Raw genomic sequence first — 23,342 nt, forward strand, 5'->3', positions numbered from 1 at the left:
ATTGCTTTATATTGTTAAAGAACGTTTTGAGTCGCTTTAGCGTCTCAAGGGATGCGAATAATACACCCTTTATTTTTCGAGTCAACACTTAGTTTTAAACTTTCTTTTTAGATAATTTAAAACCGAAGTTTTATTTAACTCTCTGATTAGTTCGTGCCTCGCTATGCGTTGGCGTTTCCTGTCTCAGTGGGGTCGCATTATAGGGAGATTCGAGCGGGGGTCAATGTTTTATTTCAGCTTTTTGACAATTAAATGAATTTAGTATGAAAGCTATACAAACAAAGGGCTACAGAGCTTTTATTGCCTATTAAACAACCAACACATGAGCAGTTAAACTATGTGCATAGATAAAACTACAATATTAGGTGCGTTAGGCTAAGCCAACTACAGTTTTTAGTTGGCGTTTAATAAAGTCTTACGTATGCCGTTAATTAAAAACTATAATTAAAGCCTGCGTAATAGCGTCGCCCTGAATAGCTTGAATTAAGTAATCGTGCATCTGTATCATCACCTAAACGCGTTACCGATTCCGACTTAGTTAAATTAATAACAGCAGCGGTTAAGCTTAGTCCTTCGTATAAGTTAACCGATGCATTAACATCAATCTGTTCGTATGGATCTTGATATACATTTAACCCACTATTAAGGCCTAATACTGTCTCCCCTCGTTTGTTATATGAAGCGCGCACATTAAAAGCGTCACCTTCATAATAAACAGAGGTGTTATACTGGTACTTTGCACTACCTATTAATGCCGACTGACCAAACTCTTCACCATTTACTGTTACATCTGCTTTATTGGTTTTGTTATAGGTGTAGTTTGCATAAAAACCAAAGCCATTATCAAACGCATGCTGGATAAATACTTCCGCGCCTTTAGATACTGCATCGGTACCATTACCTACAGTACTGTACGGAGCTATATTAATGGTTCCTGCATCTACTATATTATTTTTACCGGCAAAGTTTTGCTCTACATCAATTATCAGTGGCACAACAAAGTTATCTACTTTCTTATGAAAAAGTGCCAATCCAACCGCAGAACCCTTTGCATAATAATACTCAATAGATAAATCAGCTTGCACCGATTCAAATGGCTTCAAGTTTTTATTACCACCACTACCGCTAAAACCTGGCTGTTCATTAAATGCAGCTCTATCATTTGCCCATTCATCCGATACGAACGTAATACGCTGCTGCGCACCTAAATCGCTGTAATCAGGACGAGACATTACTTTTGCTATTGCCCCACGAATAACTAAATCGTCAGTTGCATCCCACGCTATATTAAAGCTTGAGTATTTGAGTGTCTTCGTTTTGCTGAGTGACTAATTGATAGTCTTCTACAAAGCGTGCGTCACCAGTTACTGGCTCGCCTGTTTCGTCATTTGTGTGGTCTAATTGGTAGGTATATAAGTCAGTAGATGAAGTAAGTGTTTTTGTTTGCACAACACGCACGCCCAAATTACCTCTTACTTCACTAAACTCAAAATCGCCTTGAATATAAAAAGCAGATATTTTCTCTTCAATGTCGTAAACAAAGTTATCTTCAATACGTGTATAAGGTACATAGCTAGCAGTGACCATATCGCGATATTTATCCCAGTCGATACTTGGCATTTGGTTTATATCAAAACCACCAACAATATTACTCTCACTAGTAAATACATTTTGAGCTAATGGCATTCCACCATTCCATTGGTAGCTGTCGAAACGCGTAATACCTTGCTCGCTTGCTTCGCCCGCAGCAATATCAAAATTAGGATCTAAAAAGAATGTATTGCCAGTTTCACGATGAAGCGTGGAGTTACGGTATTTAACACCGGTTCTAATTGTTTTTAAAAAGCCCCAATCAACATAAAAATCCACATCAGCCTGGTAGTAATCTTCCTCAAGCTCACTGCGTACAAAACTTGAGTTTGAAGAGCCCGCATCACGACCGCCTCCAATTCCACTTTGCAAGTTAGCTAGTGTATTTGGGTCAATATTAAGTGATACATTATTTTGATTGAGTGACCAGCCAGCCGTTTGAGCAGCATTTTGAATAGCAATGGCGTTTTCGCCCGCGTTTGAACTTTTATATGCAGCTTCCCAACTTTCTTCTGGTCCTCCTTCTGATTTTGTATTACCCACGACAAAACGCGCTTTAAAATTATCGCCTTCATAAGTTAAATTAAAATCAAAGGTATCGGAGGTGGATTCTTCACGTACATAACTGCCGCGCATCCACGGAAACTGCATATCACTTTCAATACCGCTTGTCATCGCATCGTATTGCATACCAGTAACAATACTCCCCGACTCATCAAGATTTACATCAGTTAAAAAATCAGAATTTAAAGACCACTCAGGTATATCAATCACAGATTCAGTTCTGTCTTGGCCGAGTGTAAAGCCAAAGTAATTAAATCCAAGCTCTAAACGATTTGTTGGTCGCCACTGCGTACTAAATTGAATTCCTTCGCGCTCACGTTTTTCGTTAAGGACTGAACCTCGCACAACTTGTGGAAACCAAACGCCATCGTAACTGTTACCGTTTGCATCATTAATAGCATCCCACCCATTATTGTTATCAACTGCGTTACCGTTTATATCTGTAGGTTGCCCAGTACCAGTATAGCGCCATATATTTGCATCAGTTCCGCCCGAAAGTGTTCTGTTTGTTCGCTCCTGATACGTATAGCCAACTAATACACCAAAGTTTTCGTTGTCGTTTTTCCATGAATATAAACCCGTAAACTGCGGTTCGTACTCTTTTGTAACATCAGCGTAAGTACTCTCTACATTAAATACACCTGAGTTTGCATCCATACTCAAAGGCTTTCGGCTGTGCATTAATACAGTACCACCAACCCCTCCTTCATCTAAGCGTGCCTCTGGCGATTTATAAACCTCTACACTTTCAATCATCGAAGACGGTAACAAAGCATAATCAAACGAACGCGAAGGCTCCCCTGGAGAAGACGCAATAAAATTACCATTAAGCTGTGTAAAAGTTAGCGCCGACGACAAACCACGAATACTGACTGATGAACCTTCTCCGCCGTCACGCTCAATTACCACACCAGGTACACGCTGAAGAGAGTCGGCAACGTTTTTATCAGGGAATTTTCCAATATCTTCAGCGGTAATTGCATCAACCACAGAGCCTGACATACGTTTTACATCTAAGTTTTCGGCCATGCTTGAACGGATACCACGTACTTCTATTACTTCTATATCTTTTTTTATTTTTGCTTCCTCGGTTATTTCTGCACTAAATGCATTGGCGCAACCTATCGCGGATAAAATAGAAAGACACAATGTTGATTTTGAAAGTTTAGACGAAGCGTGTACTGAGTTATTATTATAGCTAAGTGCTGTCATAGGAAGTGCTATTCCGTTTAAAGCTGCTTATGTTGATTCAAGCAAGTTAGTTAATCATTCTGCAGCAATCAAATTGACGCAAAGAAAAAAATTTTGCTAATTTTATACAACCAAACTTAATCTTTTATTAACGAGAGCTTAAAATTAGATGAGCTGCTTTCAGGCAACAGTGAATAAAAAGCTCATGTAGACAGCACCTTTAATACCTAAGCTAATATTTATTTTTAAGGTGTATTAGGTAGATTTTCAAAGAATATAGACTAAAGTTATTTAAAGAACTTTATAACTATAAAAAATATTTAACGCAACCATAAAGAATTAGTTGGTGACAGAGGGAGATATTTACTTTTAATTATCGTATAAATCTAGTCATATGCTAAAACACCACTAAATATAACTGGTTTATATATCGTTGTTTATTCAATATTTTGTATTTTAATACTCGCTTGGATGAATATTCCTAATAAATTAACCTTGAATAGGAGCTTATTTATGAAAAGTAATATTAAATTAATCATTGCTGTATGTTTTATTATTTGGTTTATCAATGACAGCAACGCCCACAGTGCAAAATCTAACTTTGATCTAGATGACAATGGCTTATATGATGACTACGAACGTAAATTGTTACTTGATTTTCTTGGGGGAAAATATCCAGAAATCAACGCTAATTACGACACTAATGATGATGGTAAGGTAACAGTACTAGAGCAAACCACTGGTCGACTTCCATTATCGCTGCGTATTCCCAAACGCGCAATTGATAGCACAACCAAAGTTCCTTGGGCTTTAAACCTTTTTCCTGAGTGGCTTATGTCTGCTTATTTTCAAGAAGACACTGTAATAGGTAATGTAATAAATCATTCTTCTCGCGGAACTATTATAGCTAATGCAACACAAGCAAATCTCTCCCTTCAACCAGCCAAAACAAGAAAAAATAATGGTATTGAATTTACGGAGAATTCTGGGCAATATTTAATAATGCCTGGTCAGCGCGATGCTAGATGGAATTACAGATGGATGCTTTTTACTTTTAGGATCGATGCTAATACAGGTAATAATTCTGAAACGGTTTTATTAGATATTAACCATGGTAAAGGTTCAAATAAGTCATCTCCTAAAATCTGGTATAACAAAACAAACGGTCTAAGTATTCAGTATGTCGGTCTAAATAATAATGGTCTTGATAAACGAATTATGACCACTAAAAATGGCGTGGTCGCAGATGGTAAAACATGGAATGTTATTGTTGCCGGGATCCGCTATGGTCAGATGTTCGCCTCCGTAAATGGTACATTAATATCTAGTGAAACAGTCCAACCAGATCGCTTTTCAGGCGAGTGGATTAGTAATACTTCCTCATACATTGGCGATAAAGATATTGGTAATATGGCTTGGGCATATGATTCATTAGTATTTGGTTTAACTGAACCATCAGAAGCTATGGTTCAAAAAATGACTGGCTGGGCTGCTTATCGTCTTAGTACTAATAAAGCGTTATTTAGTAATGGAATATCTTCAATTGATCTGCCAAACAAGCATCCATATAAAAATATTAGACCTATAATGGATGCTGAAGACTTCCCTTATCGTTATATTCATAATGAAAAAGAATGGACGGCTTGGGGGAGCTCTATTAATAGCTCTGAAGTACGCATTAATGGTGGTGGGGAACGTGTATCTACAGACGACTTTGAAAGAGTATTTTATGATGACTTTCGTAATAATCGAGTAAAAGCGAGTTTTAGTGGTGAATCTGACCTTTGGTCTGCACCTGGGTTTAATCCGGCAGTTGGCGCGAGTGCTCAGCTGATGCCTCCTAGTGAAACATTTAATGTTTATCCCCATGATGAAGATGAAAAAAAACAATCTCTTTTGCTACGAAAACAAAACGAAAGATGGAAAGCGAGTGCTTTTTATAGCGTGAATGATCTTGGACATGGATATACTTGGACTGGGCCAAAAATTTTTCGAATTCGTAGTATGCTTCCTAAAATAAACAAAAATGATTTGCCTGGGGGGTTATTTCCAGCATTTTGGTCTTATAATCCTGATTTTTTGTTTTGGCGAACAGCAAACCGCATCGAAGTAGATTGGTTTGAATTCGATGGAAAAAATGGAGCTTGGTTGAACGGGCTTTCTTCTCATTACCACTATGCTCATGTACCAAACATATTTGCAAAAGATGACTCTAGTTATAAAAGTTACAAAGCATATTGGGGAGAACTGACGGAGCAAAAAAGTAAAATTGAAGGTGGTCTTGAATTTTGGGATGGGCAATACCACACCTGGGAATTTGTTATTGATAATGACATGACTTATATAAATGTGACTATTAAAGATGAAGCTGGGAATGAAAAGTGGGTTGAAGTTGGTCGTGTACCAACCGCACCAACTTATCTTGAAAGGCTTGATTTGCAACTTGACTATGCGCTCAGATCTTACGATGGCAATCCGACGAGCGATCAAGAAAGCTTCACCATAGACTCTATTGAAGTACTACAAAAAACATCAAACATAATAAAAATCCCAAAATCCTTTATCAGTAAACCAATTATTACAGGAGAAAAAGTAGTTGGTGGCACCATAATCTGCCAAGCTAATTTACAAGATATTACAGATATTCGTTATTATTGGTTTGCTGATGGTTATCCGTTAACATACACCGCAACTAATACCTACGATATTACGAGTGAAGAATCTGGGAAAGAAATTCGCTGTATGGTAAAAGCGGTTGGCGCACTTAACATGCCAGAAGCTTGGACTGAGAAAGTAGCTATAGCAGAATAATATAGATGATCTATGGGTTATAACGGAGCTTGTATATTTACTTACACAAAATAAACAGCTATTTACTCCGTAATTTAAAATCTACATAGCTCCTTCAGTAAAATTTAACCATTAAAGAACTGCTATTCTTTAATGGTTAAATTTTTCAAACTGGGGATAATTTAATCTCTGTAAAAAGTAGAAATCGCCCCAAAAAAGTTTATACCGCAGCTATTCAGTATTTATATAGTTATAATTTTCTGATCATTTGTTTAAAGCACATATCCACGCTTAGCATCCTTAGTATTGTGCAAAAAAAGTACTTTACTGAAAATTAACTTATATGAGGTCAACAACCAACGAACTTTATACTACTTCTCTAATTTATTAATAACATCAGAGAGTTCTAAGAGTGTAGGCTTTCCACCATAATAATTGGTATCTATATGATAGCTATTACCCACCCAGAAAGGTACTTTAGTTGAGTTATGTCCATGTATTGAAAAGTCGACTCCATGACTTTTAACTACCTTATTTTGTTTAACTACTTCGCGATCCCACAATAGAGATTGCACAATCACCGATTTATCATCAGGGTAATTTTCCCAATCCCACGATTGGGCAAATGTATGAGACAACCCAATTTTATAACCGCGATATTCAAGTACTATTGAAAGAGGTTTAGTTAGTAACTCATCGCACATAACATTGAGCTTTTCACTCGATACCGACTTGTGCCAATTGCCACCATTGTCAGTCCATAATTTAAAAGCCGCTTTATCATTACTTAATAATGATTCCAACATTAAATGCTCATGATTACCTAATATCATACATGCCCTAATGGCTTGTAAGTATGTAAATAAGTCATATGTTTTATCCCCGCGATCAACAAAATCGCCTAGGCAAAACAAAGTATCTCTTTCAGGGTTAAAATTTACGTTATTAAGTGCGTTTTTTAAGGCAGGTAAATCACCATCAAGATCGCCAATTACAAATACTCGGCACTCATCATTAATAAATATTGCTTGTTTTGAAGATACAGCCTGAATAGCGTTAATACCTATATGCAAAATAGACTCCTATAGAATGCAATCTAAAACTTAGATTAATACTTGAGTTTATAAAGCCTTAAGGTAACACAATATAATTGATAATTAATGAAGGTAATAAGATTTGATTGAAACTAAAAATGTATGACAGCGGACTTTAACTACAAGCTAAATAAGTAATGTAGATAGTTTTTAACCAATAGTAAAAAGCGGCTTAGCAAAATACCTGAACAAGTTATAAGTTCGTTAGCAGCACAAACTTATCAGCCAGCTCATCTAAACTTTCACGCTTATTAGGATCGGGCTTTATACAGTCAATAGGGCATACACTTACACAAGTAGGTTTATCATAATGCCCTACACACTCAGTACATTTATTCGCATCTATTTGGTATATCTTCGCGCCCATATAAATAGCCTCATTAGGGCACTCTGGGTCACACATATCGCAGTTAATGCATTTACTATTTATGAGTAGAGCCACTTTTTAGCCTTTCTAATTAAAGTCCTATAAAACAAAAAATGAAAAAATAGAGCATTTACTGCTTTATTTTAAATTATATGATTAACAGCGTTAGATTATGCATTTTATTGACTTTTTCTTTGTTGATCTTTATCAATAAAAACTTCTGGCTTCTCTAATGAAATTTTAAAGCGTCGCTGTTAATATTGTCTACATCCTAAACAATAAAGTAGTTCTGATGGCAGCTAGTTATTCTCTCGATGATTTACGTTACTTTTGCACCATAGTAAAATTAGGTAGCTTTAAAAAAGCATCAATAAGCCTTGATATGTCACTATCAACTTTAAGCCGTAGAATACGTTTATTAGAGCAAGCACTTCAATTAACGTTACTAAATCGAGATGCCCATCGAGTTACACTTACGCATACTGGCGAGTTATATTACGATCGCTATCGTAAACTGTTCGATAAAGTAGAGTGTATAGAGCAAGCACTTTGTGATGAGAAAGACCAACCTAAAGGGAAAATTAGGATCTGCGCACCCATTTACATGGGTAAACATTTTTTAAGTGCTATTTTTTGTAATTTTTTACTGCAGTATCCCGATATTCAACTAGATTTACGCTTTTCAAATAACCTTATTGATATTGAAAAAGAAGGGATTGATATAGCGTTTAGAGTAAGAAACCCTGCTATTGATAATTGGGTTATTAGAGAACTAAAGCTTACTCATAATGTATTGTGTGCTCATCCTGACTATGATTATCAATCCATCACTCATCCTGAGCAATTAGAAGAGCAATCAAAAGTTACGTGCGTTGGGTTGGTACCGTGGCAATTAAAAAATCAGCAAACGAGTGAAGAGTACAGTTTTAATCCAAACACACATGTTCGATTAGAAGTTGATGAAATTCAAATGATGAAACAAGCAGTTGAGTCTGGTGTGGGTATTAGCTACATCCCTGATTATATAGCATTACCACTTATTAAAGCCGGAAAGCTTAAACACATTCTTCCTGATTGGCAAAGCAAAGGGCAGCCATTTTCTATGCTTTATCGCGACAGAAAACAAATCCCTTATCGAGTGCGATTACTTATAGAGCATACACTGCAACACTTTACTAAAATGTAGCAGTGTGGGTTTTTATCATTGAAATAATTAAGCTAATTCGACCGTTAAAAACTAAGCCTTAGTACAATTACACCTAAAAACGCCGTTGTTAATCCTATAACCTCTTGGCGTGTAAAAGACTCTTTTAGAACGATGCGTGAGTACAACAAAATAATTAAAATATTCATACCTGAAATCGCTGAAATTAGCCCTGTATTACCAATTGCAAAAGCCGATATTATTGCAACCATGCCTGCTACATTTGTTAAACCAATAAGTAACCCGCATGAAAATGTTTTACTCGCAGACCAATACCCTTGAGAAGTGCCTTGCTCTGCTAACATTTTTTTACGTTTTACTAACCAACTAACAGCAAAAAGAAAACTACCAAACCCGAACATAGACGTTAGCGTTGCAAACGTATCAGCTTCAAGAAGTGTTGATTGCTTACCCATTAAATCATTAAATGCAAAGGCAAGTGCAGCGAGTAATCCCCATTGTGCACCTTGTAGGTTATTCAACGAAATATCGCTTGAATAACGAATGATATAAAGGCCACCAAAAATAATAAAAAAGCCAATTAATTGAATAGCAGTTAAGGTTTCTTGCCATAATAAAAAGGCAAATAAAAGTACAAATAAAGGCGTTAACCCCGACAGGATGCTAATTAAAGACGCTTTCCCAACCGAAAACCCTTTGTGCAAAAACCCATTAGCCGCAAAAGATCCAAAACCTAAAGCGAGCCCAACAGTAATATCAGCCCAGCCGTACCACGTGTGCTCAAACACCACAGTACCTAGCGCACTAATTATAAACCCCACAAAAAAAACACCGAATAATAATAGATTACGATTAATCTTTTTTTGTGACGTCCATTGGTACATTATTCCTCGCGCACCAAAAAAAATAGTGGCGAGTAATGCAAAAATTATCCACATATAAATGAGACCCTTTATAATTTACTTTGATAAACCCGAATGAAAAGTGGTTATTTAACATTGTTGAATGCAATGACTATTACATAAAGGTTCAGCTGTAAAACACGTAGCCACTACAAAAGCGTTACCCGATACCTAGCTTCTACTCTATAAAATAAACAGCTTAAGCTTCACATAATAAAATACTAGCCACACAATTACACTTTAATAAACAACAACACCAGTATATTTAATCTATAAATATTATAAATAGGCATAAATGGCACTATAGTTCCCATAAATAGTATTTAACTATTTAGTCGTTTAAATTTAATCACATAGTGACCAACTAACACACAGAAATAACAACAACTTAGTGAAAAAAACGAATTTATAAAAACATAAAAAACATTTTTAAACTGTAATTTTATCGCCAATATATTTTTAACCTAAAACTCAATTGACTTTATTTTTAAACTCAATATGATTGATTTAAACAAAGAGGATAATATGTTTACTTTAATCACATACCTGCTAAAAACAAATACCACCTTCGGAATTTAAGCCGAGTGTAACCCTTACACTCGGCAGTTACACTGTACCTTTATATATTTAAATTCGATTCAGTTTTTGTGGGGATAAGTCCATGCTTTCTTTTATGTTCGAGCGTAAAAAACCTTTCCTGTCTAAAAATGACTTCACAGACGCAGCGATACTATTACAACCGCTGAAGCTTGCGTATTTACTACAAGAAGTCGAGTATTCACAGCGGCCTTGGTCAAAATTCAATCCGCATGTACAAATTAATAGCACGGTGGTTATTAAAAATATAACCACCGGTTTTAAGCGCCGTATAACTTTAGTGCCTCCAAGCCAACGAAAGCACTTTATTAGTGACGTATCATTTCACTCTTCTCTTGGGGTCGCTCTTTTAGGGCATAAAATAAATCATATTATTGAATATAAAGAAGCTGGGGAATCCCACCTTTGGGAAATAATAGCCATTAATATTAAGGAGAAAATATAGAGTAAATTATTTCAATTTTTATTTATTAATTTTATATATTTAATTGGAGTTATTTGTAATGAGTAAAGAAAAACCTAAAAAACATGCAAGCAAAACATTAAAACAAAAACGTAAAGAGCGAAGAGATAAGCTAAAGCAACTTGAAAAATAATCAATATTATTTTAAATAAAGTCGTAAACTCGGGGTTTTATAACCCCGAGTTTTTTGAAAAAACTATATTCAGCTGTAGCTAAACAGCTTGTTTAAATGGATTACGTGTATCTTGGTGCTCATCAAGGTTACGCATTAAAATAGCGTGTTCTAAGTTAATCCCCTCATCTAGTCCGATTTTTACAATGTGGCCAGAGCCCTTAGCATCGCTAATAATTTCACCCTTTTTGTTTTCCATATATTCAAGCTTAAAAGTAAAGTTACCTTGTGGTGTCATAAGCTCTAAAGAGTGGCCTGTACAAAATTTATTTTTAACGTCTATTTCAACTAATCCATTTTCGCAGCGCCCAAGTACTTCACCTACAAATTGCTGTTTAGTTGATACAGAATGACCGTACTCATAGTTTTGATAATCTTGATGGGCATGGCGTTTTAAAAAACCTTCGGTATAACCACGATGCGCTAGATTTTCGAGAGTTTTAAATAAGTTAGTATCAAATGGTTTACCCGCAGCTGCGTCGTCTATTGCTTTGCGATAAACTTGTGCTGTGCGCGCTACATAATAAAATGACTTAGTACGCCCTTCTATTTTTAAACTATGTACACCCATTTTTGTTAACTGCTCTACGTATTGCACTGCGCGTAAATCTTTTGAGTTCATAATATACGTGCCGTGTTCATCCTCAAATGCAGGCATATACTCACCAGGGCGACCTTGTTCCTCTAGCATAAATACATCGTTGCTTGGCGCGCCTTCACCCAGTGTAGGAATCACCTGTTTGGGGTCGATTTTATGCACCATTTCTCCGGTTTCGTTCTCAACACCAGGTTTTACATCGTAATCCCAACGACATGCATTAGTACACGTACCTTGGTTGGGATCGCGCTTGTTAATATAACCCGAAAGCAAACAACGCCCTGAATACGCCATACAAAGCGCACCATGTACAAACACTTCAAGTTGGGTGTCTGGGCAGAGTGTGCGTATTTCAGTTATTTCTTCGAGCGACAGCTCCCGTGATAAAATAACGCGTTCAATTCCCTGCTTTGCCCAAAATTGTACACTCGCGTAATTTACCGCATTTGCTTGTACCGATAAGTGAATTGGCATGGCAGGCCACTTTTCACGAACAAGCATAATCAAACCAGGATCAGACATAATCAGCGCATCAGGTTTCATCGCTATAACTGGTTCTATATCACGTAAATACGATTTAACTTTGGCATTATGCGGCGCAATATTAGACACCACATAAAACTTTTTATTTTGCGCATGGGCTTCACTAATCCCGACTTGCAGCGTGTCTAGGTCAAACTCATTATTACGTACACGCAAGCTATAACGAGGTTGTCCAGCATAAACCGCATCAGCCCCATAAGCGAAAGCGTAGCGCATGTTTTTTAAACTGCCTGCTGGGCATAATAATTCAGGAATAAATAGCGTTGAAGAAGTAGCTGGTATCATGTGCGCTCCATACATCGAACTGGGTTTAAACCAGTTGCATGACTTGTCATTAACAAATAAGTAAACAGAAGCGCGGCAGTATAAATGCGGTTAATAATTTACATTTGATCGAGATCACAAAACTGCAATCAAATTGGTTTTTAATATAATTAGGATTTTTTACGTAAAACGCGTATAATTCGCGCCCGTTAATATTCACACTTTTACTTAAAATTATTGGAGCATAAAGATGGCTTTAGAACGTACTTTTTCAATCGTAAAACCTGATGCAGTTGCTAAAAACCACATTGGCGCTATCTACAACCGTTTCGAATCTGCTGGCCTTAAAATCGTTGCAGCTAAAATGGTTCACCTTTCACAAGAGAAAGCTGAAGGTTTCTACGCTGAACATAGCGAACGTCCTTTCTTCGGTGCTTTAGTATCTTTCATGACATCTGGTCCAGTAATGGTTACAGTTCTTGAAGGCGAAAACGCTGTTCTTAAAAACCGTGAAATCATGGGTGCTACTAACCCTGCTGAAGCACTAGCTGGTACTTTACGTGCAGACTACGCTGATAGCATCGACGAAAATGCTGTTCACGGTTCTGACGCTGTTGAATCTGCTGCTCGCGAAATCGCGTACTTCTTCGCTGACGAAGAGCTTTGTTCACGTACTCGTTAATTCGAATTCGTTAACATATTGAAAAGGGCTTTCGGGCCCTTTTTTAGTCATTACGTAAAGTATTAATCAGAAACTCATGATGTTTTACTTAATGATTAAAGTGAGTGAATTGTGTACAATTCGTCCTCGTAAATTTTATCTCCACCGTCACCGATTGAGGTTGTTTCATGACCGAGCAAAAAAAGATTAACTTATTAGATTTAAACCGAGAAGCAATGCGCGAGCTATTTGCATCGTTCGGTGAAAAGCCGTTTCGTAGTGACCAGGTGATGAAATGGATTTATCATTTTGGCGTAGATAACTTCGACGATATGAGCAACGTAAACAAAAAGCTTAAAGAAAAACTTAAAGCTGAGTGCGAAATTGTAGCGCCAGAAATCACTGTGCGCCAACAAGCAAGCGACGGTACTATTAAGTACGCACTTATTCTGGAAGGCGGCCAAGAAGTAGAAGCCGTTTGGATCCCTGAAAAAGAGCGCGCTACGTTATGTGTATCATCACAAGTGGGTTGTGCTCTTGAATGTACTTTTTGTTCTACTGCTCAACAAGGCTTTAACCGTAACTTAAAAGTATCTGAAATTATTGGTCAAGTTTGGCGTGTAGCTAAAGATATAGGCCTTGATGGTCATAGCGAAAAGCGCCCAGTAACTAACGTTGTAATGATGGGTATGGGCGAGCCTTTACTTAATCTTAAAAACGTAGTGCCAGCAATGGAACTAATGATGGACGATTGGGGCTTTGGTTTATCTAAGCGCCGCGTAACATTAAGTACTTCAGGCGTTGTACCTGCTCTTGATTTACTAAAAGAGAAAATTGACGTAGCACTGGCTATTTCACTTCACGCACCCGATAACGCACTGCGTGACATTTTAGTGCCAGTTAATAAAAAGTACCCTATTGAAGAATTTTTAGCCTCATGTCGTCGTTATATCGATGGCTCAAAAGCAAATAAAGATGTAACGGTTGAATACGTGATGCTTAACGGTATTAACGACAGCACCGATCAGGCGCATGCATTAGTGCAAACGTTAAAAGGCACACCTTGTAAGGTAAACCTTATTCCGTTTAACCCGTTCCCGGGTAATGAATACACGCGCTCAAGCAATAGCCGTATTGACCGTTTTTCAAAAGTATTACAAGCAGCAGGCGTTACCTGTATTGTGCGCCGAACTCGCGGTGACGATATTGACGCTGCTTGCGGACAGTTAGTAGGTGATGTAGTTGACCGTACTAAACGTTTAGCTAAAAAGAAAATGCGTGACGATAACGCAATTAGCGTTAATATCCACCAAGCATAATCTGTAACCACCCTATGTTAATTAGTCATGTAGGGTGGTTAAGTTGTTTATTTTTAAATAAATGATGCAACAACAAAGGTTTTAGGTAAGATAGGCGCCATGGACTAAAAATAAAGAGATAAGGTAATGCGATCTATACTTGCTATAACACTATCAACACTTGCCTTAAGTGGCTGTGTTAGCGAAAGTAGTTATAACGGCAGTAATAAGCCCGTCGTCGAAAATAAAATTAATAATACTGGCGCAGCACGAACACGAATTGCTTTAGCCCTACAGTATTTAAAAACGGGTAATAACTCTCAAGCCAAATACAATTTAGAACGTGCAGCTGCATTTGCTCCTGACCTACCTGAAGTACATTACTCTCTTGCTTATTACTATCAACAAGTAGGCGAAAACCCGCTAGCTGATAAAGCCTACCAAAAAGCACTCGAAATAAAGCCTGACGATCCTAATACCCTTAATAACTACGGCGTGTTTTTATGTGGTATTGATGAATACGATCGTGCAACTGATCAATTTTTAAAAGCCATTGAAGTACCAAGTTATATTCGCGTTGCCGAAAGTTACGAAAATTTAGCCTTGTGTGCTATTGAATTTGATGATTTTGAAAATGCAGAAAGTTACTTTCAACAGGCACTTAATCACAGCTCTCAGCGTACATCTACGTTAATTAGTTTAGCAGCGCTGTATTACGCAAAAAGTGACTTATACAAAGCCAGTGAACTTTTAAAACGCTACGAAAGCACAGGTCGAGTATCTTCTCGCGCATTAATGCTTAGCTACCTTGTAAAAAACAGAATGGGCAGAATAGAAGAGGCTGAAAAAATTTCCAGCACTATTTTACAAACTTACTCTAGCAGTAACGAAGCCTATGCATTAAAAGAGAAAAGAACACGTTTTAATGAGTTTGAAATACTGCGAGAAAAATACCGCAAAGCGCAGTTAAAAGAACTAAAAAATGACGAAAGCGGCGCGCACGTTAGTTCAAAACCAAAAATAAAAGTAATCAGAAAGAAACGTTCACCACAAGACGGTTCAACAAGCTTGGTAACAAACAACGAACAAAAAACAGATAAAAAGATCGCAACAGCAAATAACCAAGATGTAAATCCAGTTATAGTAAGAGAAAAGCAAGCTAAGGCGGTACAAAACACGGCCAGTAAGCAAGCCGACGAAGCAACCGTAATAGCAAAACAAATAACAACTCAAAAAGAAGAAGTTCCTAAAGTCGTAGCGCCAAGCAAACCTACCGATACATCGGCTGTTATGCTTGCACTTACTACTGAGCACGACTCTGCAGATTCCGTAGTAGCTGCACCTAAAAAAGCTAAGCCCGTTTACGAACCTCAAAAAGAAGCTATAGCAGCAAAGCAACCAACTAAAGCTGATGACGAAGTTACAATAATTTCGTTTGGCGCACCTAAAACAGGCCAGTTTAATTCGCAGCAAACTAGTAACTATAGTAATTCAGTTCCTGCAGTTACCGCTCAAAAAAATAATAGTGACGTGGTATTCTACGAAGCGACTAAAAATACAACTGTATTTGAAAATAGCAGCTATCAAAATGATGCAGATATTGAATTTAAAAGTTACGAAGCAGTACAAAAAACAGAGCTCCCAATGCTTAACCCTAAAGTATCGCCTTTACGCGTGCCATTTCACGTAATTGCTGTTGGCGAAAACCTATTTAGCATTTCGGTGCGATACAATGTTAAACTACAAAAGCTCCTGCAATGGAATGGTCTAAAAGAGTCGGATCGGGTAATGAATGGAAGTAAAATATACCTAAACGATCCAAATATTTATTACGAAATTAAAGCTGGTGATTCCCTTTACGATATAGCTACCCAGCGGCATGTATTAATTGATGAATTAATGCGATGGAATAAATTAAGTCCTGATATAGCACTAAAACCAGGGCACAAACTTTTACTAGTGGATCCAGACTCATACACATTATGAATGAAGAAAATACGCAAACACAGAGCGAACAGCCAACTGTAGGCCAAATATTAAAAAATCACAGAGAACAAGCGAACGTTAGCATAGCGACTATTGCTGCACCGTTAAAGCTGTCTGAACTTCAAATTAAACGCCTTGAAAATGATGAATTTACATTACTCGGCCCTATTACTTTTGTTAAAGGCTATATAAAAAACTATTGCCGTGAATTAAAAGTAGATAGCGCACCTATATTAGCAATGATGCCAGCCCCACCGGAGCCGGCTAAACCCGCTAATATGCAGAGTTTTTCACGCCGTACAGAAAAAGAAGCAAACGACAGTCGTTTAATGTTTTTTAGCTATTTAATTTTAGCGATTGTTATTGGCTCATCTGCTTTATGGTTTTGGCAAAACGCGACACCTATTGAAGAGCAAACGAGTAACATAAACGTTGCCAACTCAAAAATGAGCGAGCGCCAAGCCGCTCAACCCAGTATTTCAGAGCAACAGCAACAAGCCGAAATTGACGATGAATCATTATTAGAATCACAAAGCACGTCTAGTGAAACATCAACAAGCCCAGAAATAGTTAAAGAAACGGCTCCTATTGTTTCTAACAGCGCAAGTCAAGAAGATGCTAGCAGTACAATTGTCATGAACTTTACTGGCGAAAGTTGGGTTGAAATTTACGACGGCGAAGGCGAAAAAATAGCATTCGGCGTTAAAAAAGCAGGCTATATTATGACCGTAAGCGGTACGCCTCCTTTTTCAGTTGTGCTTGGTAAGCATGACGCTGTAGACATTACTTTAAACGGTGAACCTGTAGATGTTTCTGCATTTCCTCAAAACCGTTTAGCCAAATTTACATTACCACTAGCAGAGTAGTCGCTATGTTTTCAGAATCTCCAATTAAACGCAGAAAATCCACCCGAATCAATGTAGGTAACGTCCCTATTGGTGATGGTGCCCCTATTGCAGTGCAATCAATGACCAACACCGACACCATGGATGTTGATGCAACTGTTGCACAAATACAGGCAATACAAGATGCAGGTGCCGACATAGTCCGTGTATCAGTACCAACAATGGATGCAGCCGAAGCGTTTAAAAGTATAAAAGAGCAAGTAACGATTCCGCTAGTTGCAGATATTCATTTTGATTATCGTATTGCCTTAAAAGTAGCAAAATACGGTGTAGATTGCCTGCGTATAAACCCGGGTAATATAGGTAGTGAAGAGCGTATTAGAGCCGTAGTAGACTCAGCACGCGAGCACAACATTCCTATTCGTATTGGTGTAAATGGCGGTTCACTAGAGCGCGACTTACAAGAAAAATACGGCGAACCAACACCAGAAGCCTTATTAGAATCAGCAATGCGCCATGTAGATATATTGCGCCGCCTTGATTTTGACCAATTTAAAATATCAGTAAAAGCGTCTGACGTATTTTTAGCTGTAGGTGCATATCGCTTACTCGCTAAAGAAATAGACCAACCACTGCATTTAGGTATTACCGAAGCGGGCGGCATGCGCTCAGGCTCTGTTAAATCTGCAGTAGGTTTAGGTATGCTTCTTGCCGAAGGTATTGGCGATACCCTGCGTGTATCACTTGCTGCCGACCCGGTACAAGAAATTAAAGTAGGCTTTGATATCTTAAATTCATTGCGCATTCGTTCGCGTGGAATTAACTTTATTGCCTGCCCTAGCTGCTCACGCCAAGAGTTTGATGTAGTAAGCACCATGAACCAACTTGAAGAGCGCTTAGAGGATATTATCGAACCTATGTCAGTTTCGGTAATTGGTTGCGTTGTAAATGGACCAGGTGAAGCGCTTGTGAGTGATATAGGGCTTGCCGGTGCAAATCGTCGTTCTGGTTTGTATATAAATGGCGAACGCCAAAAAGCGCGCATTGATAACAACAACATTGTTGACCAGCTTGAAGGTTATGTACGCGACTTTATAGAAAAAAAGCAGAGCCAAACACCGATTGACATAAAAATAGTCGAATAAATACCGCATAAAGCGCCAAACAGCGGTGTTTGGCGTTTACCTTTATAGCTAGTGGATACCCAAACGACCCCAAGATACAGAATTCAGCGTTTCACAGGCTCTTAATATCAAGGCGTTACTTTGCAAGAATGGCAATCCCTTTTAAAAAGTAACAACGATGAGAGTAAGTGTCTGTGAAACACCCAACGGGTTGGTTTAAAAGCGATTTATACTGCGTTATTGATTTTAACAATAGAACCACTATTACTTTCAATCAATGCCTTGCCTAAATCGCTTTTAATTCCAACTGAAACTCGCATCTTGGGGTGGTTTGGGTATATAATGGCGGGTCAATTTTTAGCATTCTTGTTGTGTAAGCATTTTTCATTACACAAAAAAACAGCATTTAGGATTTATCAGTGGCAAAACAAATTCAGGCAGTTCGCGGTATGAACGATTGTCTGCCGGGCGATACACAAGTTTGGCAGAAAGTAGAAAACATTTTACGCGAGACAGTAGCATCGTTCGGTTATCAAGAAATTCGTTTTCCTATTGTAGAATCAACCGACTTATTTAAACGCTCTATTGGTGAAGTTACCGATATAGTAGAAAAAGAAATGTACACCTTTGCCGATCGCAATGGCGACTTATTAACACTTCGCCCAGAAGGCACCGCAGTATGCGTACGTGCTGGCAACCAAAATGGCTTACTATACAACCAAGAACAACGCCTTTGGTACATGGGTCCAATGTTTCGTCACGAGCGTCCGCAAAAAGGTCGTTACCGTCAGTTTCACCAATTTGGTTTAGAAACATTTGGTATTGCTACAGCAGATATAGACGCAGAAGTTATTTTATTAACAGCGCAACTATGGGAAGCCTTTGGTATTACTGACCACGTTCGTTTAGAGCTAAATTCTTTAGGGTCTAACGAAGCGCGTGCAGATTACCGTGATGCGTTAGTAGCCTACCTTGAGCAACACATTGATGTGCTTGATGAAGACTCAAAACGTCGTATGTATTCAAACCCATTACGCGTACTTGATAGCAAAAACCCAGACGTACAAGCAATTTTAACTGATGCGCCTAAATTGTCTGAAAATTTAGATGCTGAATCAAAAGAACATTTTGCAAATTTATGTGAACGTTTAGACGCTGCTGGCGTCTCATATACGGTTAATGAAAAGTTAGTACGTGGTTTAGACTACTACAACCGCACTGTATTTGAATGGGTAACCGACAGTTTAGGTGCACAAGGCACTGTATGTGCTGGCGGACGTTACGATGGCTTAGTTGAACAACTTGGCGGCAAAGCAACGCCAGCAGTTGGTTTTGCAATGGGTCTAGAGCGCTTAGTATTATTACTACAAGCACTTGAGTGTGTAGGTGACATTCGTCGTAATGCTGATGTATATTTAGCAGCAATGGGCGACAAAGCAAGCATTCAAGCTCCTGCAATTGCAGCGCAACTACGTAAAGACGTACCGGGTTTACGCGTTATGGTACATGCGGGCGGCGGCAACTTTAAAAAACAATTAAAACGTGCTGATAAAAGCGATGCACTTGTTGCAGTGATTATTGGTGAAGATGAATTAGAAAAAGGCGTTGTGACCATCAAGTATTTACGCGAGCGTAAAGAACAAGTCACATTAGAATTAGAACAAGCTAAAGCGCTATTAGCTGAGCTTATTAACGGCTAAGCGAACATTAGAGGTAAGAATGGATATTTATTCAACAGAAGAACAACAAGCAGAAGCCATTAAACGCTTTTTCCGTGAAAACGGCATTTCACTTGCGCTAGGTATACTTGTTGGCCTAGGTGGCTTATATGGCTGGAAAGCATATAACCAAAACCAAATTACTACCGCTGAAAAAGCATCAGATTCATATACAGCGCTTGTTGAAAGCGACGATGTATTATCTTCAGCTGATGCGTTTATTAGCGAAAATAAAGACACAAACTACGCAACACTTGCTGCATTCGTTGCTGCAAAAGACGCAGTAGAAGCGAAAAAACTAGACGTAGCAAGCGAAAAGCTAAGCTGGGTTGTGTCTAATACGCCAAATACAGAATTAAAAGCAATTGCGATTACACGTTTAGCACGTGTTCAAATTGCGCAAACTAAATATGACGATGCATTAACAACATTAAATGCACCATTACCTGAAGCGTTCAATGCAAACGTGGCCGAGCTTAAAGGCGATATTTACACTGAGCAAGGTAATAAAGATCAAGCACGTACTGCATACCAAGCAGCAATAGATGCGGGTGGATTAACAAGTAACCCACTATTACAAATTAAGTTAGATGACCTAGCAGTAACTAGCCCAGCGGCATAAGGTTTTAGGCATGAAAAAATTTACAACAGCAGCCCTTGCCCTATGTATGGCAACATTGATGGGTTGTTCATCAAGTGATGATGAAGATGAACTAGTACTTCCTGAAATTGTAAACCAATTTGAAACTGACGTTGTTTGGCAAGAATCTGTAGGTGATGGCGTAGAGCATTATTTTTCTCGTTTAACACCCGCAGTTTACAAAGATACTGTGTATGTTGCTAGCCGCGAAGGCCAAGTAGAAGCGCTTTCGCTTGATAATGGCGATACAAAATGGGAAACCGATGTACGCCAAGATTTATCGTTTTGGCCTTGGGCTGACAACGGTAATGCAAAATTATCAGGTGGTATTTTGCAAGCCTATGGTAAAATTTATATTGGTTCTGAACACGGCTTTATTATTGCTCTTGATCGCGAAACTGGTGAAGAAGTTTGGCGTAAAAACGTACCAGGCGAATCTCTGTCTAAACCAACAGCAGGCGATGGCTTAATATTTGTAAATTTAGGCTCTGGTAAATTGTTAGCACTTCACCCAGATACAGGCGAAGAGCGTTGGAGCTTTGAACAAGAAGTTCCACCACTAACATTACGCGGACAAAGCTCGCCAACCGTTGCTAACGGTGGTGTATTAGTAGGCCTTGAAACAGGCAAGCTAAGCGTATTAATTTCAGACAGTGGTTACTCAGCATGGAGCGCAGAAATTGCGGTTGCTAAAGGCGCATCAGAATTTGAACGCCTAGTTGACGTAGACACTCAACCACTTATTAGCGGTCCATACGCTTACGCTATAGCTTACAACGGCAACTTAGCCGCTGTAGATATTCGCTCTGGCAATGTTGTATGGAAACGTGAATACAGCAGCTACCGCGAAATTGCGATGGATGCACAAACAATTTATTTAGTAGATAGCGATGGTGTTATTTACGCATTAGATAAAAATTCAGGTATTGAACGTTGGAGCCAACCCGCTCTACGCGGTTGGTACCTAACAGGCCCTGCAGTTGCAGGTAGCCACTTAGCTTTAGGCGACCAAGAAGGTAACCTACATTGGCTAAATAAAGAAACTGGCGAGCTAGTATCTCGTGAAGACTTTGACAGCTCGGGCTTTTTTGTTGAGCCAGTTGTTGCCGACGATAAGCTAATTTTATACACCCGTGATGGTGAAGTTAGTATGGTAAAAATACCAAACTAAGTTACTAATAGTCATATGGTTTTTTTAAGGCTTCGCACTGCGAAGCCTTTTGTTGTTTTTTAAAGAGGTAGTTTATGCTTCCCGTGATCGCTCTAGTTGGGCGACCCAATGTGGGCAAATCCACATTATTTAACCGTTTAACACGTACTCGTGATGCACTCGTAGCCGATTTTCCAGGTTTAACACGAGATAGAAAATATGGCCAAGCTAGTTACGATGGCTATGAATTTATCGTGGTAGACACGGGCGGTATTGATGGCTCAGAAGAAGGCATCGAAATCGAAATGGCAGATCAATCTCTGCTAGCTATTGAAGAAGCTGACATTGTTCTGTTTTTAGTAGATGCTCGTGTAGGTATGACCGTAGCTGACCAAGCAATTGCTAATCACTTACGCAAACAAGATAAAAAGTGTTTTGTTGTTGCCAATAAAACCGATGGTATTGATGCAGATTCAAACTGTGCTGAATTTTACCAATTATCATTAGGTGAAATTCATCATATTGCTGCATCGCATGGCCGTGGTATTACGTTATTACTTGAGCAAACACTTCAGCCGCTTATTGCTGAATTAGCTGCACAAGACGAAGACGTAACAGGCGATGACGAAGAGCTTATTAATCTTTACGAAGAAGATGAAGACAGCGATACCGATCACCAGGCATTTGCAGACAAACCTGTAAAGCTTGCGATTATTGGTCGTCCTAACGTTGGTAAGTCAACGCTTACAAACCGTATACTGGGTGAAGATCGCGTAATTGTATACGACATGCCAGGTACAACACGTGACTCTATCTACATTCCGATGACTCGAAATGAAAAAGAGTATGTGTTAATTGACACCGCAGGTGTTCGTAAGCGTAAAAAAGTAAGCGACGTAGTTGAAAAGTTCTCTGTAATTAAAACGCTTCAAGCAATCGAAGATTGTAACGTTGTGTTATTGATTGTTGATGCTCGCGATGGTATTTCAGATCAAGATTTAAGCTTATTAGGCTTTGCTCTTAACTCAGGTCGTTCATTGGTAATTGCAGTGAACAAATGGGATGGCTTAGACGATTACGTTAAAGATCGTATTAAATCAGAGCTCGATCGCCGTTTAGGCTTTATTGACTTTGCACGCCTACACTTTATATCTGCACTACACGGTACAGGTGTTGGTCATTTGTTTGAGTCTGTTGACGAAGCGTATGAATCAGCGACTAAACGTATAAGTACTGCAATGTTACGTCGTATTATGGACATGGCTCAAGCCGATCATCAGCCACCACTTGTTCGTGGTCGTCGTGTTAAGCTTAAATATGCACATGCCGGTGGTTATAACCCACCACGTATTGTTATTCACGGTAACCAAGTTAAAGATTTACCAGATAGTTATAAACGCTACCTGATGAACTACTACCGTAAAGCGCTTAAAATTATGGGCACCCCAATCAAAATTGAATTTAGAGAAGGTGAAAACCCATTTGCTGGTCGTGTTAATAAAGTAACACTGTCGCAAAAGCGTAAAATACGTGCATTTGCTAAAGAAAACCGTAATAAATAAATTTGTTAAAAATTAGTTTATTGCAATAAAAACGGCGTACTTTTTAGTACGCCGTTTT

General features: G+C 38.5%; 16 protein-coding genes and 1 pseudogene. 12 read left to right on the forward strand and 5 right to left on the reverse strand.

The window, feature by feature from the left end:
- Nucleotides 1-431: 431 nt before the first annotated feature.
- Nucleotides 432-3,366 (reverse strand): annotated as a pseudogene (locus I6E72_RS07750) (TonB-dependent receptor).
- A gap of 492 nt (nt 3,367-3,858) precedes the next feature.
- Between I6E72_RS07750 and I6E72_RS07755 the strand changes: the two are divergent.
- Nucleotides 3,859-6,156 carry a hypothetical protein gene (locus tag I6E72_RS07755; RefSeq protein ID WP_197111712.1) on the forward strand — a complete coding sequence of 766 codons (2,298 nt, stop codon included), beginning with the start codon at nt 3,859-3,861 and terminating at the stop codon, nt 6,154-6,156.
- A 350-nt stretch (nt 6,157-6,506) separates the two neighbouring features.
- Here I6E72_RS07755 and I6E72_RS07760 read toward each other — a convergent pair whose 3' ends face one another.
- Together I6E72_RS07760 and I6E72_RS07765 are read right to left on the reverse strand one after the other, a co-directional pair.
- Nucleotides 6,507-7,208, reverse strand: a complete 702-nt coding sequence (locus I6E72_RS07760) for a metallophosphoesterase (protein ID WP_197111714.1) — start codon at nt 7,206-7,208, stop codon at nt 6,507-6,509.
- 214 nt (nt 7,209-7,422) lie between these two features.
- Nucleotides 7,423-7,671: a YfhL family 4Fe-4S dicluster ferredoxin gene (locus I6E72_RS07765; protein WP_010554958.1), complete on the reverse strand. Its 249-nt coding sequence runs from the start codon at nt 7,669-7,671 to the stop codon at nt 7,423-7,425.
- A 217-nt stretch (nt 7,672-7,888) separates the two neighbouring features.
- Here I6E72_RS07765 and I6E72_RS07770 point away from each other — a divergent pair, with 217 nt between their 5' ends.
- Nucleotides 7,889-8,782 carry a LysR family transcriptional regulator gene (locus I6E72_RS07770; protein WP_197111716.1) on the forward strand — a complete coding sequence of 298 codons (894 nt, stop codon included), beginning with the start codon at nt 7,889-7,891 and terminating at the stop codon, nt 8,780-8,782.
- Between the two features lie 44 nt (nt 8,783-8,826).
- On the opposite strand, the gene I6E72_RS07775 is transcribed toward I6E72_RS07770, so the two are convergent.
- A complete protein-coding gene (locus tag I6E72_RS07775) occupies nt 8,827-9,699 on the reverse strand; it encodes an EamA family transporter (RefSeq protein ID WP_197111718.1) in 873 nt (290 codons plus the stop codon).
- A 625-nt stretch (nt 9,700-10,324) separates the two neighbouring features.
- On the opposite strand from I6E72_RS07775, the gene I6E72_RS07780 reads away from it, so the two are divergent.
- A complete protein-coding gene (locus tag I6E72_RS07780) occupies nt 10,325-10,705 on the forward strand; it encodes a GreA/GreB family elongation factor (protein WP_197111720.1) in 381 nt (126 codons plus the stop codon).
- Between the two features lie 230 nt (nt 10,706-10,935).
- Here I6E72_RS07780 and trhP read toward each other — a convergent pair whose 3' ends face one another.
- Nucleotides 10,936-12,321, reverse strand: a complete 1,386-nt coding sequence (trhP, locus tag I6E72_RS07785) for a prephenate-dependent tRNA uridine(34) hydroxylase TrhP (protein ID WP_197111722.1) — start codon at nt 12,319-12,321, stop codon at nt 10,936-10,938.
- 229 nt (nt 12,322-12,550) lie between these two features.
- Here trhP and ndk point away from each other — a divergent pair, with 229 nt between their 5' ends.
- From ndk to der, 9 genes are all read left to right on the forward strand, one after another.
- Nucleotides 12,551-12,982: a nucleoside-diphosphate kinase gene (gene ndk, locus I6E72_RS07790; protein WP_007377442.1), complete on the forward strand. Its 432-nt coding sequence runs from the start codon at nt 12,551-12,553 to the stop codon at nt 12,980-12,982.
- Between the two features lie 167 nt (nt 12,983-13,149).
- Nucleotides 13,150-14,280, forward strand: a complete 1,131-nt coding sequence (locus tag I6E72_RS07795) for a bifunctional tRNA (adenosine(37)-C2)-methyltransferase TrmG/ribosomal RNA large subunit methyltransferase RlmN (RefSeq protein WP_007583420.1) — start codon at nt 13,150-13,152, stop codon at nt 14,278-14,280.
- A gap of 126 nt (nt 14,281-14,406) precedes the next feature.
- Nucleotides 14,407-16,245 (forward strand): type IV pilus biogenesis/stability protein PilW, encoded by a 1,839-nt coding sequence (gene pilW, locus I6E72_RS07800; protein ID WP_165736002.1) that lies wholly within the window; start codon nt 14,407-14,409, stop codon nt 16,243-16,245.
- On the forward strand, nt 16,242-17,111 hold the full coding sequence (locus I6E72_RS07805; protein ID WP_197111724.1) for a RodZ domain-containing protein: 870 nt from the start codon (nt 16,242-16,244) through the stop codon (nt 17,109-17,111). The genes pilW and I6E72_RS07805 overlap by 4 nt, the downstream gene beginning before the upstream one ends.
- Before the next feature lie 5 nt (nt 17,112-17,116).
- On the forward strand, nt 17,117-18,235 hold the full coding sequence (ispG, locus tag I6E72_RS07810; protein WP_007583427.1) for a flavodoxin-dependent (E)-4-hydroxy-3-methylbut-2-enyl-diphosphate synthase: 1,119 nt from the start codon (nt 17,117-17,119) through the stop codon (nt 18,233-18,235).
- A gap of 398 nt (nt 18,236-18,633) precedes the next feature.
- Complete coding sequence (gene hisS, locus I6E72_RS07815; RefSeq protein WP_007583429.1) at nt 18,634-19,914, forward strand: histidine--tRNA ligase; 1,281 nt, start codon at nt 18,634-18,636, stop codon at nt 19,912-19,914.
- 19 nt (nt 19,915-19,933) lie between these two features.
- The gene (locus I6E72_RS07820; protein ID WP_007583431.1) at nt 19,934-20,554 is read left to right on the forward strand and encodes a YfgM family protein; all 621 of its coding nucleotides are present in this window, start codon (nt 19,934-19,936) and stop codon (nt 20,552-20,554) included.
- A gap of 10 nt (nt 20,555-20,564) precedes the next feature.
- Nucleotides 20,565-21,743: an outer membrane protein assembly factor BamB gene (gene bamB, locus I6E72_RS07825; protein WP_007583433.1), complete on the forward strand. Its 1,179-nt coding sequence runs from the start codon at nt 20,565-20,567 to the stop codon at nt 21,741-21,743.
- 74 nt (nt 21,744-21,817) lie between these two features.
- On the forward strand, nt 21,818-23,284 hold the full coding sequence (der, locus tag I6E72_RS07830) for a ribosome biogenesis GTPase Der (RefSeq protein ID WP_024592997.1): 1,467 nt from the start codon (nt 21,818-21,820) through the stop codon (nt 23,282-23,284).
- Nucleotides 23,285-23,342: the final 58 nt, after the last annotated feature.

Source organism: Pseudoalteromonas sp. NSLLW24 (assembly GCF_015864725.1).
GTDB lineage: Bacteria > Pseudomonadota > Gammaproteobacteria > Enterobacterales > Alteromonadaceae > Pseudoalteromonas > Pseudoalteromonas arctica.